Annotated in this window: 19 protein-coding genes, 3 pseudogenes and 1 riboswitch; of the genes and pseudogenes, 4 read left to right on the top strand and 18 right to left on the bottom strand. The window is 40.9% G+C overall.

The window, feature by feature from the left end:
* Window positions 1-118 precede the first annotated feature (118 nt).
* The 3 genes from N596_RS00835 (at window position 119) to N596_RS00825 (ending at window position 3,580) form a co-directional block, all read left to right on the top strand.
* The gene (locus N596_RS00835) at window positions 119-2,458 is read left to right on the top strand and encodes an HAD-IC family P-type ATPase (protein ID WP_023026594.1); all 2,340 of its coding nucleotides are present in this window, start codon (window positions 119-121) and stop codon (window positions 2,456-2,458) included.
* 98 nt (window positions 2,459-2,556) lie between these two features.
* The gene (locus tag N596_RS00830) at window positions 2,557-3,303 is read left to right on the top strand and encodes a tRNA1(Val) (adenine(37)-N6)-methyltransferase (protein WP_023026593.1); all 747 of its coding nucleotides are present in this window, start codon (window positions 2,557-2,559) and stop codon (window positions 3,301-3,303) included.
* Window positions 3,293-3,580: a GIY-YIG nuclease family protein gene (locus N596_RS00825; protein ID WP_042361012.1), complete on the top strand. Its 288-nt coding sequence runs from the start codon at window positions 3,293-3,295 to the stop codon at window positions 3,578-3,580. Before N596_RS00830 ends, N596_RS00825 begins: the two co-directional genes overlap by 11 nt.
* A 47-nt stretch (window positions 3,581-3,627) precedes the next feature.
* Here N596_RS00825 and N596_RS00820 read toward each other — a convergent pair whose 3' ends face one another.
* From N596_RS00820 to N596_RS00755, 15 genes and pseudogenes are all read right to left on the bottom strand, one after another.
* Entirely contained in the window at window positions 3,628-4,266 is a 639-nt protein-coding gene (locus tag N596_RS00820; protein ID WP_023026591.1) for a GNAT family N-acetyltransferase, read from the bottom strand.
* Between the two features lie 283 nt (window positions 4,267-4,549).
* A pseudogene (locus N596_RS09520) lies at window positions 4,550-4,693 on the bottom strand (CAT RNA binding domain-containing protein); the annotation flags it as partial.
* 291 nt (window positions 4,694-4,984) lie between these two features.
* A pseudogene (gene lacD, locus N596_RS00815) lies at window positions 4,985-5,779 on the bottom strand (tagatose-bisphosphate aldolase); the annotation flags it as partial.
* 4 nt (window positions 5,780-5,783) lie between these two features.
* Window positions 5,784-6,461: pseudogene (gene lacD, locus N596_RS00810) on the bottom strand (tagatose-bisphosphate aldolase); the annotation flags it as partial.
* A gap of 1 nt (window position 6,462) precedes the next feature.
* On the bottom strand, window positions 6,463-7,392 hold the full coding sequence (locus tag N596_RS00805) for a tagatose-6-phosphate kinase (RefSeq protein WP_023026586.1): 930 nt from the start codon (window positions 7,390-7,392) through the stop codon (window positions 6,463-6,465).
* Window positions 7,393-7,403: 11 nt separating this feature from the next.
* A complete protein-coding gene (gene lacB / locus N596_RS00800; RefSeq protein WP_023026585.1) occupies window positions 7,404-7,919 on the bottom strand; it encodes a galactose-6-phosphate isomerase subunit LacB in 516 nt (171 codons plus the stop codon).
* Window positions 7,920-7,935: 16 nt separating this feature from the next.
* On the bottom strand, window positions 7,936-8,361 hold the full coding sequence (gene lacA, locus N596_RS00795) for a galactose-6-phosphate isomerase subunit LacA (protein WP_023026584.1): 426 nt from the start codon (window positions 8,359-8,361) through the stop codon (window positions 7,936-7,938).
* A gap of 69 nt (window positions 8,362-8,430) precedes the next feature.
* Entirely contained in the window at window positions 8,431-9,315 is an 885-nt protein-coding gene (locus tag N596_RS00790; protein WP_023026583.1) for an aldose 1-epimerase family protein, read from the bottom strand.
* A 103-nt stretch (window positions 9,316-9,418) separates the two neighbouring features.
* Entirely contained in the window at window positions 9,419-10,894 is a 1,476-nt protein-coding gene (locus tag N596_RS00785; RefSeq protein WP_023026582.1) for a PTS galactitol transporter subunit IIC, read from the bottom strand.
* Between the two features lie 96 nt (window positions 10,895-10,990).
* Entirely contained in the window at window positions 10,991-11,296 is a 306-nt protein-coding gene (locus N596_RS00780; protein WP_023026581.1) for a PTS sugar transporter subunit IIB, read from the bottom strand.
* 39 nt (window positions 11,297-11,335) lie between these two features.
* Entirely contained in the window at window positions 11,336-11,812 is a 477-nt protein-coding gene (locus N596_RS00775; RefSeq protein ID WP_023026579.1) for a PTS sugar transporter subunit IIA, read from the bottom strand.
* Between the two features lie 198 nt (window positions 11,813-12,010).
* Complete coding sequence (locus N596_RS00770; protein ID WP_023026577.1) at window positions 12,011-12,757, bottom strand: DeoR/GlpR family DNA-binding transcription regulator; 747 nt, start codon at window positions 12,755-12,757, stop codon at window positions 12,011-12,013.
* Window positions 12,758-13,082: 325 nt separating this feature from the next.
* Window positions 13,083-14,657 carry a degradosome RNA helicase CshA gene (gene cshA / locus N596_RS00765; RefSeq protein WP_023026575.1) on the bottom strand — a complete coding sequence of 525 codons (1,575 nt, stop codon included), beginning with the start codon at window positions 14,655-14,657 and terminating at the stop codon, window positions 13,083-13,085.
* Window positions 14,658-15,359: 702 nt separating this feature from the next.
* Window positions 15,360-16,268, bottom strand: a complete 909-nt coding sequence (locus N596_RS00760) for a magnesium transporter CorA family protein (protein ID WP_023026573.1) — start codon at window positions 16,266-16,268, stop codon at window positions 15,360-15,362.
* 85 nt (window positions 16,269-16,353) lie between these two features.
* Window positions 16,354-16,734 carry a PH domain-containing protein gene (locus tag N596_RS00755; RefSeq protein ID WP_023026571.1) on the bottom strand — a complete coding sequence of 127 codons (381 nt, stop codon included), beginning with the start codon at window positions 16,732-16,734 and terminating at the stop codon, window positions 16,354-16,356.
* 101 nt (window positions 16,735-16,835) lie between these two features.
* A riboswitch (TPP riboswitch) is annotated at window positions 16,836-16,960 on the top strand.
* A gap of 81 nt (window positions 16,961-17,041) precedes the next feature.
* Here N596_RS00755 and thiT point away from each other — a divergent pair.
* A complete protein-coding gene (gene thiT, locus N596_RS00750; RefSeq protein WP_023026569.1) occupies window positions 17,042-17,617 on the top strand; it encodes an energy-coupled thiamine transporter ThiT in 576 nt (191 codons plus the stop codon).
* Between the two features lie 553 nt (window positions 17,618-18,170).
* Here thiT and N596_RS00745 read toward each other — a convergent pair.
* From N596_RS00745 to N596_RS00735, 3 genes are all read right to left on the bottom strand, one after another.
* Window positions 18,171-19,715, bottom strand: coding sequence for a peptide chain release factor 3 (locus tag N596_RS00745; protein ID WP_023026567.1), 1,545 nt, complete (start codon window positions 19,713-19,715; stop codon window positions 18,171-18,173).
* A 201-nt stretch (window positions 19,716-19,916) separates the two neighbouring features.
* Window positions 19,917-21,842 (bottom strand): DUF2207 domain-containing protein, encoded by a 1,926-nt coding sequence (locus N596_RS00740; RefSeq protein WP_023026565.1) that lies wholly within the window; start codon window positions 21,840-21,842, stop codon window positions 19,917-19,919.
* Between the two features lie 60 nt (window positions 21,843-21,902).
* Window positions 21,903-22,583: a YwaF family protein gene (locus N596_RS00735; RefSeq protein ID WP_023026563.1), complete on the bottom strand. Its 681-nt coding sequence runs from the start codon at window positions 22,581-22,583 to the stop codon at window positions 21,903-21,905.
* Between the last annotated feature and the right edge of the window lie 2 nt (window positions 22,584-22,585).

The following is a 22,585-nucleotide window of genomic DNA, read 5'->3' as shown; positions in this document are numbered from 1 at the left end:
CTCTTGTTTATCCATTATACCGTATCCTTCTCTTCCCCGCAAATCTTTTCAAAAACTTGATGACTCAACAAACCGACTGCATCTAGTCTTTTTCTTAAAAAAATGATATGATGTTTTTATGGAAATGAATGAATTAAAGGGATTAACCCATGAAGAGGTCCGCAAAAAAATACAGCGTGGCCAAACCAACGAATTTAAAGCGAATACCAGTACCAGTACCTGGCAAATCATCAAGCGCAATGTCTTCACCTTGTTTAATGCTTTGAACTTTGTGATCGCCCTCGCTTTGGTTGCGGTACAAGCCTGGAGCAATCTGGTCTTTTTTGCAGTCATCTGCTTTAATGCCTTATCCGGAATTGCCACAGAGCTTCGCGCTAAACGGATGATTGATAAATTGAACTTGATGAGTAAGGAGCTCGTCACTGTTATCCGAGCTGGGGAAGAGGAAACCATTGATCCAGAGGAAATCGTCCTTGGCGACCTGATTAAGCTATCTGCTGGAGACCAAATTCCGAGTGATGCCATCGTTCAAAAGGGAGTTGCTGAAGCCAACGAAGCCATGCTGACGGGAGAAAGTGACTTGGTTCTCAAGGAAGAGGGAGATGAACTTCTATCCGGTAGCTTCTTAGCGAGTGGCCAGGTCTACGCTCGTGTCAAACGTGTGGGGGCCAATAACTATGCTAATAAATTGATGGTAGAAGCAAAAACTCTCAAACCCATCAATTCTCGCATCCTCTACAATCTCGCAAAAATCTCTAGTTTTACTGGAAAGATTATTATCCCATTTGGAATCGCCCTCTTCTGTGAAGCCTTTTTGATTAAACTGCTTCCAATGAAAGATTCTGTGATTACCTCTTCCACTGCTCTCCTCGGCATGTTACCAAAAGGGATTGCCCTTCTGACAGTGACTTCTCTCTTGACAGCCGTGATCAAGTTAGGGATGCGCAAGGTCTTGGTCCAAGAGATGTACTCTGTGGAAACCTTGGCTCGTGTCGATACTCTTTGTTTGGATAAGACAGGAACCATCACCCAAGGAAAAATGACCGTCAAAGGCATTCACTCCCTGTCTGAACACTTTTCTGAAGAAACTATCGAAGTTATTCTCGCTGCCTATATGCAAAATTCTGAGGATAACAACCCAACTGCCCAAGCTATCCGCAAAGCATATGGTGAGCTAGAACACGCTTATACAGCTGAATCAATCATTCCATTTTCAAGTGATCGAAAATGGGGTGCCATGACCCTGACCAACTTGGGGACCATTTATTTAGGGGCCCCAGAAATGCTCCTCAAAGAAAATCCTCCAGCGGTATTGGAAGCCCAAGCCCATGGATCACGGGTCTTGATCTTAGCTCGCAGTGTGGAAGCCATCGATATGCATGATTTGACTTTGCCAAGTGATGTAGAAGCAATCGCCGTCATTGAAATCCTCGATCCAATCCGCGAAGGAGCTGCCGAAACCTTGGATTATCTTCGCTCTCAAGATGTAGATCTCAAAATCATCTCTGGTGATAATCCAGTCACTGTTTCTTACATTGCTAAGGAAGCTGGTTTTGAAAGCTACGAAAGTTATATTGACTGTTCTAAGATTGAGGACGATGAGTTGGTGGACCTAGCTGAAAGTACAGCCATTTTTGGACGGGTTTCTCCTCATCAAAAGAAACTCTTGATTCAAACCCTCAAGGCTGCTGGTCGAACCACTGCCATGACAGGGGACGGGGTCAATGATATCCTAGCCTTACGAGAAGCTGACTGCTCCATCGTGATGGCCGAAGGCGATCCTGCAACTCGTCAAATTGCCAATCTCGTCTTGTTAAACTCAGACTTCAATGATGTTCCAGAAATTCTCTTTGAAGGTCGTCGGGTCGTCAACAACATTGGACGAATCGCACCCATCTTCTTTATTAAGACCATTTACTCCTTCATTCTGGCGATTATCTGTATTGCAAGCGCCCTTTTATTTGACATCAACTACTTGTTGATCTTCCCATTTATTCCGATTCAGATTACGCTGATTGACCAGTTTGTCGAAGGGTTCCCTCCATTTGTCTTAACATTTGAACGAAACATTAAGCCAGTGGAAAAACACTTCCTCAAACGCTCCTTGCATCTGGCCTTACCAAATGCCTTGATGGTTGTCTTTAGCGTCTTATTTGTTCGTTTATGGGGAGCTCATCATGGCTGGTCTAGCCTGGACATGTCTACCCTTTCCTACTACTTGTTAGGATCTATTGGCTTCTTGTCCGTTATTCGAGCTTGCTTGCCACTCAATATCTGGCGAGGTCTCTTAATTATCTTCTCTGTCTGCGGTTTCTACCTTTCTGCCTTTTACTTGAAAGGTCTGATTGAAATCGGAACATTGACAGCTGTGACCTTCCCAGTCTACCTTGCCTTGATGGCTCTCTTTACGGGAATCTTCATCTTGGCGACCATTTATCAAAAATATGAATTTGATTAAACAACTCTTGGATAAGGATGGGACGAAAGTTCTGTCCTTATTTTTTCTTATCCCTTTCTACGCTTTTCCCCGCTCTCTTTTCATGCTATAATAAAGCCATGAACAATATCGAATTAAAAGACGGCGAACGCGTCAACCAACTATTTTCAAGCGATGTGAAAATCATTCAAAACAGAGAGGTTTTTAGCTATTCTATTGATAGTGTCCTTTTGTCACGTTTTCCTAAGTTGCCCAACCGTGGTCTGATTGTCGATCTTTGTGCCGGCAATGGCGCTGTCGGACTCTTCGCTAGCACGCGCACCAAAGCAACCATCGTTGGAGTGGAGATACAAGAAAGACTCGCCGACATGGCAGAGCGTTCCATCCAATTGAATGGCCTCTCCGACCGCATGTCCATGATTACCGATGATTTAAAAAACTTGCCCCACCATTTCCCTGGTAGTAAAATCGACCTTATTCTCTGTAATCCTCCTTACTTTAAAGTGGACGAGCACTCCAATTTAAATGAGAGCCCTCATTATTTGCTAGCCCGTCACGAGATCACCACCAATTTGGACCAAATTTGTCAAGTGGCCCAACGAACTCTCAAGTCCAATGGCCGACTCGTCATGGTGCATCGTCCGGATCGCTTCTTAGATATCATCGAAACCATGAAACGCTTCAATCTGGCTCCCAAACGGATTCAATTTGTCTATCCCAAGGTCCATAAAGATGCCAACATGCTCCTCATTGAGGCCATTAAAGATGGATCGCGGGATGGTCTAAAAATTCTTCCTCCACTGTTCATCCATGAAGAAGATGGAAGCTATACGCCGGAGATTCATGAGATTTACTATGGAAACTAAAGCTTATATGTATGTAGTCCAGTGTGCGGATGGGACCCTCTATACTGGCTACACCACCGATATCGAGCGCCGTATCAAAACCCACAATGCTGGCAAAGGCGCAAAATATACCCGTCCCAGACTTCCTGTGACTTTGATCTACCAGGAGTCTTTCCCCGACAAAAGAGCTGCTATGTCAGCCGAGGCACTCTTTAAACGGAAGAGCCGAGAGGAAAAACTGACCTATATCAAGCATCAACAATCCAAGCTAGATCCAGAACATAAAGAAACTAAATAATTGTTTGCACACTAAAAGGAGCCCCAAGAGCTCCTTTTTTTAATCATCTAAGATTCGTCATCAAGGGTCTTCAAAAAAGCCCAATTTCCAACGCTTTGTTTTCCATAGTCTAGCACCATAGAATCTAATAGGACGAATTCATTTTTTTCATAGAAGAAGACATTTTGTTGCGTACTAGTAATCAAGCCTAGACGCTTACACCCTTTGGCCTTTACGTAAGGTTCAATCCCGTTTTGGAGAAAATGACTACCAACCCCTTGACCCTGAACAGTTGGGCTCACAGCTAATATCATTAGATACCAATCAAAGTTTCCAGATTTTTTTAAATGTTGCTCCGAACGCTCCACTAGGTCCAGATATTTCATCAATTTCCAAGGGCTAATGTAACGGAACAATTTGATAATTCCATTTAGTAGGTAAGAGACCATTGAGAAATCTTTTTGTTGCAAGAGCCCTACTGCTATAATTTCTCCATCTCGTTCAGCAACTAAGCACGTTTCCCCTTTGATGTAGAGCTTGACTAACAAGGTATGCAATAGTTCAATAAAAGCTGGAAAGTATTCAGGCTTTTTTAAATCTTCTTTAATGACGGTTAAAAATGGATAATTCATAAAAGCATCAGCACAGACTTTTCCAATTAGCTTGTACTCATCTAGCCTTGCTTCTCTATATACGATCCTTTCCATACGCCAACTCCTTCATTCTAATGAAACTATTATACTCTAAAACACTCTTATTTTCGATTGTAATGTGAAATTATCACATAAACCCTTACAAATTAGAAGCCATTTGAATAGTGAATGAAAGCTTAATCAGATTTATGAACATTGGGAACCAATTTTTGATGAATGACGGAACTACTCCTGCATAGAAACAAAAAAATAGTCCTTCTAGATTTTTCTAGAAAGACTATTTGATACGTTAGGAACAAAGAAATTAAATACGCTCTTTCCAAGAAGTTGCGACTTGGAGCTTTTCTACCTTTTCTTTAGGGACTAGGTCGCCCTTCTTTTTCCCAAAAACGATTCCTTTTCCAATGACAATCAGTTCTTCCCCTTTGTCATTCCTCACCAGAGCAACATTGTGATTGAGTGGATTCAAAATCCGATACATGGTACTCTCCTTGATAGTTTATTTAAGGTTTAGGGTATAAAAAATGACCACAAATGAGATCAGAGAGGTTTCTCCCCGATTCATCTGTGATCATGCGTAATCTAACTTACTAACACTCACCTTGTATTCACTTATGGATTAAGTATAGCACACGCTTTTGTTTTTGTAAACCCTTTCTTAACAACTTTTTAACTTTTTTGTTTTTTTCTAAGAAATAGCTGTTTATCGTTGTATTCTCTGGGCTCTTCAAGGAAATTCGAACGCCCATCGTTAAAGGAGTGGTCTACACTGTTAAATACGCTCTTTCCAAGAAGTTGCGACTTGGTCCAAGACTTGGTTGAGTTCTTCAATGTTGCGACGACCTTCGGTACGCAACCATTCACGAGCTGCAGCTTCCCCATTCTTGATGTAGGCTTCTACAGATCCAGCCCAAGTTGCACGGCCACAAAGAACTCCGTTGAAGTTCGCTCCTGCTTCATGCGCAAAAACTAAGGTTTCTTGGAAGAGTTTAGCAGAAACACCTGCACTCAAGTAGATATATGGAAGGTTAGTTGCTGCTTCTTGTTCTTTAAAGAAGGCTGCAGCCTCTTCACGGCTATGAACAATTTCACCATCTCCAAAGCCTTCTACGTATTTGACGTTAACAGGAACTTCTACTTTCAAAACATCGATGTTAAAGCGTGGGTCTGAGAAGACTTTCATAGCTTCGATGACTTTGCGAGGTTTCACTTTAGCGTATTCTACAGAACCTGCATCAGCGATGGTTTCATCGTAAGCCAAGATTTCAAGGAAGAATGGAATTTCTTCTGCCGCACATTCTGAACCGATGCGTTCGATATAGGCTTGTTTTTCTTGGTTGAGTTCATCAGCACTATCCACATCATAGTAGAGCAAGAATTTCACTGCATCTGCACCTTGTTCTTTGATGCGTTTAGCTGACCAAAGGTTGAGGCAGTCTGGCAGACGCTTGGTGCTTGAAGTGTCGTAGCCTGTTTTTTCATAAGCCAACAAGAGCCCCGCTTCCGCATCCAAAACCTTAGTCGCTGGAAGTCCATACTCAGGGTCCAAGAGCATAGAAGATGCGAATGGGGCTATGAACAATTTCACCATCTCCAAAGCCTTCTACGTATTTGACGTTAACAGGAACTTCTACTTTCAAAACATCGATGTTAAAGCGTGGGTCTGAGAAGACTTTCATAGCTTCGATGACTTTGCGAGGTTTCACTTTAGCGTATTCTACAGAACCTGCATCAGCGATGGTTTCATCGTAAGCCAAGATTTCAAGGAAGAATGGAATTTCTTCTGCCGCACATTCTGAACCGATGCGTTCGATATAGGCTTGTTTTTCTTGGTTGAGTTCATCAGCACTATCCACATCATAGTAGAGCAAGAATTTCACTGCATCTGCACCTTGTTCTTTGATGCGTTTAGCTGACCAAAGGTTGAGGCAGTCTGGCAGACGCTTGGTGCTTGAAGTGTCGTAGCCTGTTTTTTCATAAGCCAACAAGAGCCCCGCTTCCGCATCCAAAACCTTAGTCGCTGGAAGTCCATACTCAGGGTCCAAGAGCATAGAAGATGCGAATGGTGTCAATTCTTCAGCCACCAAGACCTTCAATTCTTCCATTTGAGCCACGGTTGGTTCTGTGTCTTGGTACTGAGCCATGAGGCGTTTCAAGGCACCACGTTGGTCAAAGGCCAAGGCTGAGATCACACCCTCTTTGGTGCTCAATTTTTCTAAATAGTTGCGTTTTTGTTCTGTTAATACCATCTTATACCTCTTTTACAATTATATTCTGATACAAATCATCGTAGTGGGCCATATTGACATGCCCTGTCATCTTTTCTTGGGCATTTAGCATCCCTAGGACCATAGCATGGGTCAAGAGGGCCGCGTCATCTTTTCCGCTACTGAGGGCGGCAGAGATCCCAGCCACGGTTGAATCTCCAGATCCCACTGGATTGACCACTTCAATTTTTGGAATATCGACCTTATAGAAGCTGTCTCCGTGTTTGGCAAAGGCACCATCTCCACCTAAGGAGACGATAATCCATTCGATTCCTTCAAACAGTGGGTCTTTCAAAACTTCTTTTAAGTCCTCAAAATCAGCTGAAACATCCCGTCCTAAGAGTTGAGATAATTCTTCGCGATTGGGTTTAATCACCGTTGGTTTGAATGGTGAGTGAAGGACCGCTTCTAAAGATTTGCCTGATGAATCAAGTACAACCTTGCGTCCTGCTTCTTTTGCAATCTCAATTAGGCTCGCATAATAGTCCACTGGTAGCCCTGTAGGAAGACTCCCTGAAATAGCAATCACATCCGCTGTCGGCATGAGGAGTTTGAAATGATGAAGGAATCCTAAAGCTTCCGTCCGGATAATTTCTGGACCTGCTTCTAAGATTTCTGTTTGATTTCCTTCATGCAAGATGGCGATACAGTTTCGCGTATCTCCCAGGATATCATAGAAGAAGGATTGGACATCTCGTGGAAGATGGGTCTTGATGAATTGACCATTGGTCCCCCCAACAAAACCTGTTGCTCCAACTGTTTCACCGCTCTCAGCTAGGACACGGGTGACATTTAACCCTTTACCACCAGCCGTCTTAGAAACTTCCGACACACGATTCACAGTATCCAACTTTAATTCTTCCAAGGGATAAGAAATATCAATGGAAGGATTCAAGGTGACAGTTAAGATCATAAGCTCACCTCTTAGTCGTGGTATTCACCACGATCCCATTTTTCAAGGAATTCTGTAAAGAAGTCTGCATCCTCTTGGTGATCATTATGGGTTTCCAAATGTTGAATCTTGGCAATCAATTTCTTGTTTTCTTCACTTGGTTTGTATTCAGCATGGATGAATGCTTCAATGATATCACACATGAGCAATTCACCGGTTACTTTCCCACCAAAACCAATGACATTAGCATTGAGTTCTTCTTTTGCATAAAGAGCCGTTGTCATGTCGCGTACCAAGGCTGAACGAATTCCAGGAACCTTGTTAACAGCGTTGTTAATTCCAACACCAGTACCACAGATACATACTCCAAGATCAGCTTGACCACTAGCTACTGCTTCTCCGACTTTTTTCCCAAAAATTGGGTAGTGGGTACGCGCGTGGTCATAGGTTCCGAAGTCAAGAACTTCATAACCTTTTGATTTCAAAAATTCAGAAACAGCCATTTTTTCATTTGTGACAATATGGTCACATCCAATTGCAATTTTCATTCCTTTACTCCTCCCCTTAGCACATCTTGTTGAGCATATCGACACGGATTTGGTGGCGACCGCCGTCATACTTACCGTTTACAAAACCTTTGGCGATATTTTTGGCCAATTGGTCACCTACGATTTGAGCGCCCATGGTGATCATGCGAGAATTGTTGTGGCCACGAGTCATATAAGCAGAACGCTCATCTGAAACTTCTGCCGCAACCATTCCTTTAATTTTAGTAGCAACCATGAATGGACCAGCTCCATAAGCATCAATAACAATACCAAGATTGTCTTCTGCTTGTTTGACTTCCTTAGCAACAGCCAAGGTCACATCCACAAAGTCTTGCCCTTCTTCTGTCACATCCACTACTTGGAAACCTTCTGCTTCCAAATATTCTTTGACTACTTCTTTTAAGCGGATACCTGCTGCATCCGCACCAATAATAACTGACATATTATGCTCCTTCTTTTAATTCATTTTTCAATCAAATACAGAAACTTCTATATTCAACAACATTATTATCTATAAAATTTCGATTTCAAAACTTAGTTCAGCTGTTTGACCTGCTGGCAAAAGTCGAACTTGCTTTTTATATTCCAAATAATCACTCTCTTCAAGGGAAGTGGATAAACCAGACCAAGGTTCTAATGCGATAAATGGCCCTTTATTTGGCGTTGTCCAGATAATCAAGTTTGAAAAATCTGGAAAATGCAGACTTACCCCCTTCTCATGCTTTTTAGAGCGGAGAGTCACCCTTCTTGATTGTAAGCAATCTAAGGTGATGGCATCCTTTTGGAAGAGATCGTAATCGAGATTTAGAATTTTCTCTTGCTGTAAGAAAGGTGTCCGATCAAAGACGTTTAGCAAGCCTGTCTCTGGATAGGATTTTGGAATGCTACAGGTCTCTTCTTGTTCGAACTCCAGGTAGTAATCTTCAAACCCTTCATCCGCCAGCAACGGACAATTAAATCCTGGATGACCACCAACGAAAAAGGGCATGACTCCTTCTTCACCAAGATGGTGAACCCGATAGGTTACTTGAATGGTTTTACCTAGCAATTGATAGGAAATTTCTAATCTGAAATGGTAGGGATATTGCTGATACATTTCTTCCGTATCTTCTATCCCAAAAGTCACCTGATCTTTTGTTTGCTCTACCAGCTCAAAATTTTTCTTGCGAACTAGCCCGTGGCGAGGGATCTTCCCAACACCTTGAGGGCGATACAAGGTCGTATCATTTCGAACCGAACCACAGATAGGAAAGAGAACTGGGGCTTGGCCACTCCAATACTGAGCATCACCCTGCCAAAGATATTCGATACCATCCTGATCTTTGATAGAGGCCAGCTCACCACCTAACTCCTTGAAACAAACTTCCAGATCATTATTTTTTAAAGCTATCCTCATATTTCACTCCTTAGCATGTTATTTTAGAGAAAAAACTAGGCTACCCCTCCATATCTGGAAAATTGATACCCTAGTTTTATCAAGTTACATATTTAGGAGCGGATTATTTTGCATTTGCTGCGTATTCTTCGTTACGTTTGATCATTTGTTTTCTGTACCATGCAAAGATTCCAACGTAGAATGCTAAGAAGGCAACAACACCAATGATCAATTTAATATCACCAGTTGTTGCATTACCGATTGTCCAACCGAGCAATTTTTCAACAGGTCCTTCAAGAGTTGAGTGAGTGATCAATTGAGCTTTGTCAACTCCTTCTGGAAAGGCTTTTACACTTTTCGCCAATTCAGTAGCGAATGGTGCAATAAGAGTACCTGAAAGAAGGAAGAGTGGCAACAAGAGTGTTCCAAATACAATCATACGGATCAATTTACCACGTGTTACAACCAACAAGGCTGGAGTCACACCCATAGCGATGATCCCTGCAAGTGGCAAGATACCATTTCCAACTTTAGAAAGAAGCACTGCTTCGATCAACATGATTGGTGCAAGTACGTTGGCACAAGCCCAGATTTCTGCACGACCAGCGATAAATGGCCAGTCCAAACCGATATTGAATTTACGTCCTTGAAGACGTTTAGTAGCAACGTTTGTAATACCTTGTGACAATGGTTCTACCGCTGCGATGAACCAAGAACCAATCAATGAGAACAATTCCAAGCAGACACCGGCAGTCAAACCAAGGCTCAACCAACCTTTAATAACCAATTCCCAAGTTTTAGCATCAGCTACATCAGCAACTGGATGTGGAGTACCCATGATACCGATGACAATACCAAGAAGGAAACCGATGAAGAATTTAGATCCCCAGAAACCAATTTTCTTGTTCAATTTAGCTGCGTCAAAGTCGTATTTGTCAAGACCTGGGAAGAATTTGTCAAAGATTTTATCCAAAACCATGATGATTGGGTTCATCATGTAGTTCATGTGAGTTGAAGTCATAGGTGATGAACTTGGTGCATTCAACAAATCGTCAAATGTTGGTTTCATCAAGTCTGAGTTGATGATTTTCATAATCCCTACAAGAACAACTGCAAGAGTGGCAACTAAGAGGGAAACTCCTGCGCTAACTCCATTTTTATCCGCATACCATTTAATCAAAAGACCTGTGATAGACAAGTGCCAGATATCAAAGATATCGACATCAAGTGTATCTGTTTTCTTCATTGCAAGCATGACAATGTTGACAACCAACATAACTAGCAAGAAGTAAAGTGTCCAGGCAGACCCCCAAGTGATGGTAGCAAGTGGTGCCCAACCAACGTCTGTGATATTCAATTGAATACCAGTGTTCTCAACGAATTTTGCAAGAGACGCTGAGAAAGCTCCATTCAACATACCGATGATTGCACCGATACCAGTAAGGGCGATGGCAAGTTTAATACCACCTTCAAGCGCTTTGGAGAATTTCACTCCAAACAAGAGAGCCAATAAAGTCAAGACGATCAACATGATGATCGGTGCGCCCATATCTAGAATGGGTTTGAAAAACTTATTGGCAAAATCGATAATGCCATTCATAATAAATCCTCCCGATTTATATTTTTATATTTTACAAAATTAAGAATGTTAGCAACTCCCAATATAGGAATCGCTTACAAAGAAAAGAAGAACAAATTAGCTTAACCCATGTTCTTTGATGGCTGCTTCGATATTGTCATATACCGGAGCGCTCATAGCTGGAATACGGAACAAGATTGGACCAGCTTCAACTACTGGAATACCAGGGTCAAAGCCTAGATCTGTTGCAGCGATTGGCGTGAAGATATCATAACCTCTAATCAAGTCTTCATTGACATCTTTTACCATTACCGCATCACATTGTACATCATATCCACGGTTTGAAAGCTCTTCTTCTAGAGCACTTTTAATTTGGTGGCTTGAGTTAACCCCTGCACCACAGGCAGCTAAAATTTTAATCATTTGAATGACCTCCATTATAAATATATTTAATTGTTACTATTAAGCAATCGCTTCTGTGATATAGCGATATAAGTCTTCTTCATTTTCCAATTTCGACATGTTTTCAAGATTTCCGTTTGTCGTAAAGAAATCCATCAAATGCGCCAAAATGTTTGTTTGGCTGGAACTAGAATTGTTAATGATGAAGAATAAAAGCGAGACTTCTACTTCCTTATCAGGTGCGATCATATTGTGGAAGGTTACCGGATTTTTTAATCGAACGACTACAATATTCTCTGTCAGGTTATGGATAATATCCGTATGAGGAATGGCCACATTTGGCAAATCCTTTCCTAGAAATTCCATATCTAAACCTGTAGGGAACGATTTCTCTCTTTCTTTCAATGCAGCTCTATAAGAATCTGTCACAATCTGACGTTCTTCCAATAAAGTTGCAACCTGATCAAACAATTCTTCTTGATTCCCAACATCTAGGCAAAAGACTAATTCCCGATTAAACAGTTGATTTAATCCCATCTTTTCACCCCTTCCACTTTTACCTTTTTTTAATTTACACGATAAGTATATCACTATATGAATGCGCTGTCAATTACAATATGTAATTTTTTGTTCTTTTTTGTTTATTTTTTTACAGATTTATTTGTAGGTCCTCCCCTATGAAAAAGACCAGAATCTGCTTGAATCCTGGCCGTTTAGCTGTTACTTTGCTAATTTTTACAAAATTTTTGTATAAGAATTGTATTTCTCACGCACCTTTTTAGAGATTGAATGATCTGTAATCACCGCATCTAAATCATCTAGACGGTAAAAGGCATAGAAAGAATAGCTATCAAACTTACTGTTATCTGCTACTACATACTTTTCAATAGCATTGTTGAGAATGATTTTATTACCATTTCCTTCTTCTTCGTTTGCTGTCATTGCTGTATGACCATCAATCCCATTTACCCCGATAAAGGCTTTCGAAACTTTTATTTCCTTTAAGAGCTTATTTGCAAACTGTCCTACAAAGGTCTGCGTCTTGACCCTATAGCGTCCGCCAACTAAAATGATGTCACAATTAGGTTGGTCTTTTAATTTTTCAAAAATAGGCAAGGAATTGGTGACAATACTGACATGTTTCCCATCAAGATAATCGCCGATAAAATCTGTAGTTGTCCCTGCTCCAATAAAAATTGTATCGCCTTCATCAATTAAAGCTGCACATTTTTGAGCAATCTCCCTTTTCTCTTCTACATTCAACATGTTCTTCTCTGTATGGGAAACTTCTATCAGGCTATCTTTGATTTTTCGATGGGCCCCTCCATGAACACGGACCAATAGACCTTGTTCCTCTAAGTCTATCAAATCCCGGCGAATTGTCATATCGGTGACACCTAAGAGATCGCTTAGATCCTTAACAGAGACCACTTCATTTTTATCCAACTCTTGTAAGATTGCTACATGTCTACTCTCTTTCATATGACGTCCTACTTTCCTGATTATGCTTTTATTATACTATAAAAGTGAACAATTTCAATAAGAAACAAACATTTCACTCTAATTTTTCTATATTAACCACTTATTTTGTTGATCGTTTTTGTGTAATGATCATTTTTTTGTTCTTTTTTTTAAAAAAAGTAGATTTTTTTTAGCAAACCTGTTGACAGGGCTAAATAAAAGTTGTATTCTTAATATGTTAACAGAATTGATAGCGCTGTCACAAGATGATAGCAAACGTTTTGTTTACGAATTTCGGTCTCCTTATAAATATACAAGGGTAAACATGTGTTTACCCTTGTATATTTTATTTATCCCCTTTGTTCCGAATCACAAAGCCTGTTTTCTTCTCACTTGAAGTATTGCGAGGTTTTTTATGATCCTTGCGGTAACGCTTCTCTTTATCAAATCGATCCTTTGAGCGTCCACCTTTACGATAGTCATCACGACGTCCATTGCCACGGCGTTCATGGTCTCGACGGTCGTCTCCACGACGGCCACCGCGACCAGACTTGCCTTTTCCGCCAAATCCACCACCAGACGGTTTAAACGGTAGTGGTTTTTCACGCGCAATTTCAACCTCTGGAAGACTGTCTGGATCCTGAACCGTCAAGCTAAGGATGTACATAGCCAATTCTTCTGGGCTGAATTCTGAAGCCAATTGACGAGCATCCTTGCCAAACTTCTCAAAGTTGCTACGAATCTCCTCATTAGCAAAATCACGTTCGATTTTCTTAAGAGCTACTTGCTTCTTAGCTTGGAAGGCTTCTTCTGCACTTGCTGGCTTGAGACCTTTCATGCGTTTTTTAGTCAAGTTCTCAATGATTTGGAGATAACCCATTTCATTAGGTGAAACGAAGGTAATTGACTGACCTGACTTACCTGCACGCCCTGTACGACCAATCCGGTGAACATAACTCTCAGGGTCTTGAGGAATATCATAGTTGTAGACATGGGTCACGCCTGAGATATCCAAACCACGAGCAGCAACGTCTGTTGCAACAAGGACATCGAGGTTTCCATTTTTAAAATCACGAAGGACACGAAGGCGTTTATTTTGGTCCAAATCTCCATGAATCCCTTCTGCACGGAAACCACGGATCTTCAATCCACGAGTTAACTCGTCTACACGGCGTTTCGTACGACCAAAAACGATTGACAATTCAGGTTGATCAACATCCATCAGACGTGTCATGGTGTCAAATTTTTCTTGTTCTTTAACACGGATATAGTACTGGTCTACCAGTTCTGTTGTTAATTCTTTGGCAGCAATCTTGACATGCTCAGGTTCTTTCATGAATTGAACACCGATCCGTTTGATGGCATCAGGCATGGTTGCTGAAAAGAGGAGAGTCTGACGATTTTCTGGGACACGTGAGATGATTGCTTCGATATCTTCCAGGAATCCCATATTAAGCATTTCGTCTGCTTCATCAAGGATGAGAGTTTCAATATCTTGTAATTTCAAGGCCTTGCGTTTAATCAAGTCTAGGAGACGTCCTGGTGTTCCTACAACGATATGAGCCCCTGATTTAAGTGCCTTAATTTGTTTTTCAATACTTGAACCACCGTATACTGAACGGACTTTCACACCCTTACTACGACCAAAGCGGAAGAGTTCTTCCTGGCTTTGAACAGCCAGTTCACGAGTTGGGGCGATGACCAAAGCTTGGATAGTTGCTTCTTCTGTACGAATTTTTTCAAGGGTTGGCAAGCCAAAGGCTGCTGTTTTCCCTGTACCAGTCTGTGCTTGACCGATTACATCTTTACCTTCAAGAGCCAAAGGAATGGTTTGCTCTTGGATAGGACTTGCTTCTACAAATCCTGCTTTTTCAATTTCTGCTAACAAATCAGCAGAAAGATTAAATTCATTAAATTTCACGTTATTCTTCTTTCTAAAGATGGTGCGAAGCCATCCTATAGCGCTTAGTTTATACTTTTCTTGTCATGACGTACTTTCATAACTTTTATGAAAGATCGTGTTGCTTCTTTTCCACGAAAGAAAAGTACTGCTTTCTTTGCAACCTATCTAGTATACCACAGACCTGGTTTAAAAGATAGTAAAACGAAACAAGTTAAAAGCTTTTTATTGTGTAACCCCTTTCAAAAAAAGTTTTTTCACCTTTGTTTCATTAATATAACCCCTTTTTTATTTCTTTTTAAATTTGCAATAATATAAAAGACTGTGAAGTCTCTTCTTTACTTTGAACCATCTCAGAAAAACAGCCTTACATTAGGCTTTCTAAAGGTTTTTTCTCACAAAAACCCCTTTTATTTTGGGTTTGTTTTCTTGATTTTTAAAATAAAAGTATGTATAATAAATTTAGTATTTAGGATATTTCAGTATAATTAAAATGCTTCATTCATTTAACTGATTCAACGATTCAATCCAATTATAAATTGTTTATAATCCACTCAGTACTTTTAAATCTACTCCTACTATTTCCAAGAAGATTATGTACAGTCGATCACTTGTATCAAAACTGCCTCTTCTTCTTAGGGGAGGCAGAGTTAAAAATGAAGGATTTTCTGAAATAGCCAAGATACGAAAGAGGTAAGGAATTTCTTCCCTACCTCTCTTTTTTTATCGTTTATGGGCAATCCAGCGCAAAATTCGTGATAAAATCATCCACAAGACCAAGCTAGCAATCGAAATATAAATCCAGGCATTGGGATCGTCTGTAAATGGTAATGGAACGTTCATTCCAAAGAAACCAGTGACAACTGCTAAGACCGCTAAGAGTGCTTCCAAGATGGTCAAGGTGGTCAAATTGTCATTCAGATTGTTATTTAGGATGTTATTGTAGGAGCTAGACAACTGTTGCAAGACTTGACAGTTCAACTCCGTCATATATACCAACTGTCTGGCCTCGATCATGGCATCATCAAACTGTTCTTTTTCAACATCATCAAATTGGCGATAGATTAGGTGAGCCTTGATATGTTCCAAGAGCATACGATTTTGCTTGGCAGCGGATGCCAGATAGACCATACCTGTTTCCACGTCAGAAAGAGCATAAAGATTTTTACTAGTTGTCGTTTTTCGTAAGAGACGAGTGATTTCATCCTTGTGCTTATCTAGACGCTCAATAATCGGATAATAAGCATTACTAATCATCTCAAGCCCTGCAAATAAAAGCTTAAAGGTCGATAAACTCTCGTGATTATCGACATAGCGTTCCATTTGTGCAATAATATAGGCGTTGTCTCGGTTACTAATAGTCACAAGACGTGGTCCCTGGACAATGAAGGTCATCGGAATGGTTTCATAATATTCCTTTTCCTTTTCCATGTCCAAGACATTATAGATAAATGTTACGGTCCCATTCTCACGGTTGTAATCCATGTGGGCACGTTCGTTTTTATCCAATGCATATTCAATGGTTTCTTGATCAATACCATACTTTTGGTACAACTGGGAGGTTTCCGCAATCAAGTCAGAATCAATATTAATCCAACTCCGGCCATCTCCTAACTTTTTTTCAACGAACATTTTGCTCCCTCTTTACCTTATCTGCCAGTGCTCCTATCCGATTGTCCTAAATCGCTAGATGAAGACTATTTAAATTTATTTTTTATCAACGCAAAACAGCTGCTGCCAAGGCCTGCTGGATTTCGATGACACTATTGTCGCTCTTAAATTGAAGTGTTTCTGATGGTTCTACAGCTGATGAAACCCAAATTTTTAATTCAGCATCCAAATCAAAATGACAAGATGTTTCTACTGAAAAACGCGAAATAGAACGATAAGGAAGGGATTTATATGATGTCTTCTTCCCTGTCATTCCTTGCTTGTCCACCAAAATCAGACGGTACTCAGTAAAGACAATCAAGTCACGAATCAAACTAAAAGCCAGAGTTACCTGCTCACCTGGAACTAGGATATCCCCTAAATCTTTTTCAACCTTATCGACGTCTTTTTGAGAAGCATTGCCCATCAAACCTGCAAAAATACCCATGATTATTTCCTCCACAACTTGTGCATTTTCTATCTTAATAACTATACCATATTTTTTGCGAGTTAAAAAGTTGCGGGAACGTTTTTTAGATAGTATAATGAAAGAGTCACAAGAGGAGCAGCTGCTGAGATTGGCTAGATGGAATACCAAAAGTGTTCGTTACCGGCCTAAACTCTTACCACCTGATCAGGTTAGGACCTGCGTAGGGATGTGTCTCAAAACAGAATGAAATAGAGAACTTCTATGACAACGTTTTGATGTGGCAACAAATGAGCCAATCAAAACGATTGGTATAGGAGGTTTTTTTATGTCGAAAACTACGGTTCGACCAATGATTGAGGTTGCTCTTTTAGCGACCATTGCTTATATTTTGGATTTGGTTACTCAACCGATGTCCTTAGGTCCTTGGATTTCTCTATCTTTTAAGATGGTTCCCATCTTTCTCCTCAGTTTCCGCTGGGGCGTGAAGGCTGGTGCCATGGGAGGCTTCATCTGGGGATTGTTGCAAGTCGTGACAGGGGAAGCAGCTGGTGGTTGGTTGACTCCAATCCAAGGTTTCTTAGAGTACTTTGTAGCCTTTAGTCTTATTGGACTGAGTGGAACTGTCAAACCTGCTCTTGACAAGGCTATCCGAGAAAAGAAACGACTACAGACGCTTACTTATATCACAGTCGGAGTCATCTTAGGAGGGTTCGCACGTTACACAATTCACTATATTGCAGGTGTCATCTTCTGGGGAAGCTATGCTCCAGCTGGCCAAAGTGCCTACCTGTACTCACTGATTGTGAATAGCTCGTCCTTCTTAGGCGAGACCATTGCCAGCCTAATTGTCTTCTTTATCTTACAAGAATTTTTGGGAAGACTCCTCATTACAGAACAATAAAAAGCCAGCTCATTTGAGCTGGTTTTTTATTAAAGAAAAAATATTCTTAGAAACTTTCCTTAAGTGAGTACGGACGTCAGCGAACTTCTACGAAGTTCCATGACTTAGTTTTGAACCCCTTCGCTCTTTAATTTCTGGGCTCAGGCTAAAACAGTTTCCCAAACTGTTTTACTTTCAAAACTCCCGAGTGCTTGAAACAACATTGTTTCAAGCATTTTTCTCACAGCGGAAAGTTTCAGTACTGGCTTTAATGACTATAAAAATATGGAATTATTTTTATTTATTGAAAAATCACTTGATTTTTTATGTAAAATGGAAGTTTGGCTTCATCCTAAAACCAGCTCAAGTGAGCTGGTTTTTCAATTTATATATTTTATTCGCCAAAAGTAGTTAGTGAGGCAGTTAGGATAATCTTCCCATCGGACTGTTACGACGTAAAGTTTTACGAATCGATATCATTCGTGGACTTTTCCTAGTGAAGTGTTTAGGTAAACCGCCATAGCGGTTACCGTCAAATGACAGCAACTTTATGTTGCTAGTCATTTGTAACAATTTACATCTTTTCCTCTAGTTCAACATCTGGATACTTGTCCGCAAACCAACGGAGAGCAAAGTCGTTTTCAAAGAGGAAAACAGGTTGGTCAAAGCGGTCTTTGGCCAGGATGTTTCGGCTTGAAGACATGCGTTCATCTAGATCTTCTGGTTTGATCCAGCGAACCGTCTTTTTACCCATTGGGCTCATCACCACTTCGGCATTGTATTCATTTTCCATCCGGTGCTTAAAGACTTCAAACTGCAATTGACCAACAGCACCCAACATGTATTCACCCGTTTGGTAGTTGGTATAGAGCTGGATGGCTCCTTCTTGTACCAATTGCTCGATTCCCTTATGGAAGGACTTTTGCTTCATGACATTCTTGGCAGATACCTTCATGAAGATTTCAGGAGTAAAGGTTGGCAGTGGTTCAAATTCAAACTTATTCTTCCCAACAGTCAGCGTATCCCCGACCTGATACGTACCTGTATCGTAGACCCCAATGATGTCTCCTGCTACGGCATTGGTGACATTCTCACGGCTTTCTGCCATAAACTGGGTGACATTAGATAACTTAGCACTCTTACCAGTACGAGGCAGATTGACACTCATCCCCCTCTCAAATTCACCAGACACGATCCGAACAAAAGCAATCCGGTCGCGGTGACGAGGGTCCATATTGGCTTGGATTTTAAAGACAAATCCTGAGAAATCCTTGTCATAAGGATCGACAATTTCTCCACCTGTCTTCTTGTGGCCGTGTGGCTCTGGAGCAAACTTGAGGAAGGTTTCCAAGAAAGTCTGCACACCAAAGTTGGTAAGAGCCGAACCGAAGAAGACTGGAGTTAATTCACCTGCAAGGATAGCTTCTTCTGAAAATTCATTTCCTGCTTCATTCAAAAGCTCAATATCATCTTTTACTTGTTCATAGAATGGATTGCTAGCAAAAAGTTTATCGCCATCCTCTAGGCTGGCAAAACGTTCATCCCCTTTGTAGAGTTCCAAGCGTTGGTTATAGAGGTCATAGAGTCCCTCAAAGGCTTTCCCCATCCCGATTGGCCAGTTCATTGGGTAACTAGCGATGCCCAATACTTCTTCCAATTCTTGTAAGAGATCTAGTGGTTCACGACCGTCACGGTCCAGTTTATTCATAAAAGTGAAGACTGGAATCCCACGGTGTTTGACAACCTCAAACAATTTCTTAGTTTGGGCCTCAATACCCTTGGCAGAGTCCACTACCATGACCGCAGCATCCACCGCCATCAGGGTCCGATAAGTATCTTCTGAGAAGTCTTCGTGCCCTGGAGTGTCTAGGATATTTACTCGTTTGCCGTCGTAGTCAAACTGCATCACAGATGAAGTTACCGAAATCCCACGTTGTTTCTCGATATCCATCCAGTCAGATTTTGCAAAAGTCCCTGTTTTCTTTCCTTTTACGGTACCTGCTTCCCGAATCTCTCCTCCAAAGTAGAGCAACTGCTCAGTAATGGTTGTCTTCCCCGCGTCCGGGTGAGAGATAATGGCAAAGGTACGGCGTTTTTTAATTTCGTCAGTGATTGTCATTCTTTCATCCTCAGTTATTTTTTAAAAGCATATTTTTTAGTAAGTAGGATCCTTCTACATTGGTTCTCTCCTTTTACCTTAACTAACTTATTATAGCGGAAATAGAGCCTTTTTTCAATCATCAGTGTATTTATAAATTAAAAGCCTGAGGGAGAACTACAATGGTTCTACATCCCAGACTTCATTCAATCACAAGGGCTATTAGAAGGCTCCAAATCCTCCACCACCACCGCCATCAGAAAAGCCACCGCCGTCAAAGCCACCACTGCCATCTGAGGAGTTAATAGAGAAGCTTGAAACACTATAGGAATCATCTGCATAGTTCATCAAGGTAGAACCGTCTAGGAAGGTATTTGGAGAGGATGTCAGCCAAAGAACAGTGTCCCAGTCTTCATATGGCACGGAAATCTGATGATTTTGGAGTACCTGACTCACTTTTATAGCTTGGCCATACAAGGTCGCATAGACTAAGATACGATTCCATAGGACAACACTCTCAAGTTCTGCTTGATTGAAATTTGGAATACTTTCAATCATATTTCGAAAGGCCATCCATTCAAATTGTGAATCCAAGTTCTCTAAGGATTGTAGATGATCTTCACGAAGTTTCATAACAATATAAAATGGAATGAATAACAAAATCAAACATAAAATAGTCCAAAAATAGAATGAAGATAGGTATGAACCAAATCCAAAAGATAAGAAACACATGCTCACAAACAAGATCAGTAAGAGCCAAAAGTGTAAGGCACAGCCTGTTTTTGAAAAAGCTGCCTCCGTCTCAGATAAGTCTCTAAAATAAGAGGGCAAACCTAATTTCGCAATTTCCTTATCGACACCTTTTGACAATTGCTGGGCATCCTTTTGTAAAAGCGATCGAACGTCACTTCCGACCTTTCGAATACGGTCTCTTTGTGTGTCTGTTTTAGCAGCTCGAAAATCCTTTTTTAGGGCTGCTTGATTAATTTTATACTTTGAAAATACTTCGCTGATCCTGATTTCAGTTTCTTGATCAAAGATCATTTCAATAAACTTCAATTCAAAATCAGCCAAGCCTTCATGGTGTAGACAGGTCAAGGTTCCCCCATTGTCATCTCTCGTCAAACGAAGATTTCCTCGATCAATGAGATCCAAAATACTTGCTTGGATGAGATGATTAAATTTTAGTTGACCTTTCTCTCTAGACATGACCATCTGTTCAAAATCAAGTTGATACAAGGCCTTGGCTAGGACAAAGGGTGGCAAATTCTGTGGAGGTTCGTATAATCGTACTCCCTTTGCAATCCGACGAGTTCTGGTACTGATCATATAGCGGATCCATGGAATGAAAGCTAGAACAAATAAAAGAATTGCTACAATTGGAATGACTCTGAGAAACAGTGTCTTGTAGATGACTGTTTTTTGTTGAATGGATTTTTCTTTTTTAAGAAATTTATCCTTTCCCTTTTCCTTTTTAATCTCATTAGATTGGCCTCGACGTAGAGCTTCTGTCATGGGCCAGTATGCGTGGAGCTCCAATTTTCCATTCTTTGGGAAGTTCCATAACTGAATGTGATAGCCAGTCTCAGTCCGTTCAATCTGGGCTGGTGGATTAAAATAACCGGTATGAGCATACAACTCTCCCTGCTTGGCATCCAAGCCATCCACATAAAAATCTAATTTCGCGACGTCCTCATCCCCATCTGAAATGGGGAACCAATTGAGCTCGGCGATATCGGAATACAGTTCTAGAATATGATCAATCTTCCATACAACCTTGATGGTAACTTTGCCACCAACAATCCTCGAATTGTAGATTTTTAATAGACGTCCATTTCCGAGATCCGATTCTTCTACACGGATCTCTCGTTTTTCCCCATCCACATAAGCTTCCACTTGAGGATTTTCATGGATTTTAAATCCTTTGGGAAGAGGATCTACACTTCCTAACGTTACATACTGTCCATTGTAGCCAGTTGAAAAAATGTAGGTAATCTCTTGCGTAAATGTCGCCTGGCTATCTTCCTGCAAGTGGAGGTGTCCCACATAGGACTCAATCGAATAACGAACTTCATCATCTGCCTGAGCCGGACTAACCGTAAAAAATAAGCCACACAAGATGACAATGACTAGTAAAAACCTCTTCATTTCAAACTCCTATTAACTAAAAGAAGGCTGAGACTGATGGTCCCACCCTCCTTTTTCTTTTTATCGAAGAACTCTTTCTCTTGCAGGCTTACGACTGAAAAATACATTAAAGAGAAGCAAGGCTGCTGCTAAGATGCTAGAGACCACGACGTAATTCACCAAGAGGCTGTCCCCTTTGATAATCGGTGGCCGGGCCATGAGTCCATAATTCCCTCCAGTGACTTGGTTGACGCCGACTAGAAATAGATCCAAAACGAAAGTATAGAGAACAATCTCTCGATTTTTTAAGAGGCTCGAATCATAGCATCTCAAGAGATAAATCAAAGAATTAACCAAAAGACAGTAATGCCCGAGGAGGAAAGAAAAGCTCGTAATATGAGGGAAGGTGTAGGGATCAAAGACTGGATAGCCCAAGGCAAAGATCGCTCCACTCACTCCCATCAAGGCAAAGAACTGCTTGCTCTTCCATCGGTCTGGCAACAGCAAAACAGCAAACATAGCCAACCGACAATGGTACAAGGGTAAACTATTGGACCAGGGAAGCTGAAAAGCAAAATACCAGATATAGAGACAGATCAATTGAAATATTTGTAAGTTTCGAAAAATCTTCCGAAATTGTTCATTTTGATAGTAACGTAATGAAGCCCATACTGCCATTACGATTAAAAGAACCATGACCCCATACCAAAGGAGCGGTATAACAGGTGGTACAGTGGATTCAGTTGTAAAAAAATGATGCATAA

Origin of the sequence: Streptococcus ilei (assembly GCF_000479335.1) — a bacterium.
Lineage (GTDB): Bacteria > Bacillota > Bacilli > Lactobacillales > Streptococcaceae > Streptococcus > Streptococcus ilei.
The sequence above is the reverse complement of the archived record's forward strand: the minus strand, read 5'-3'. Positions and strand labels throughout refer to the sequence as shown.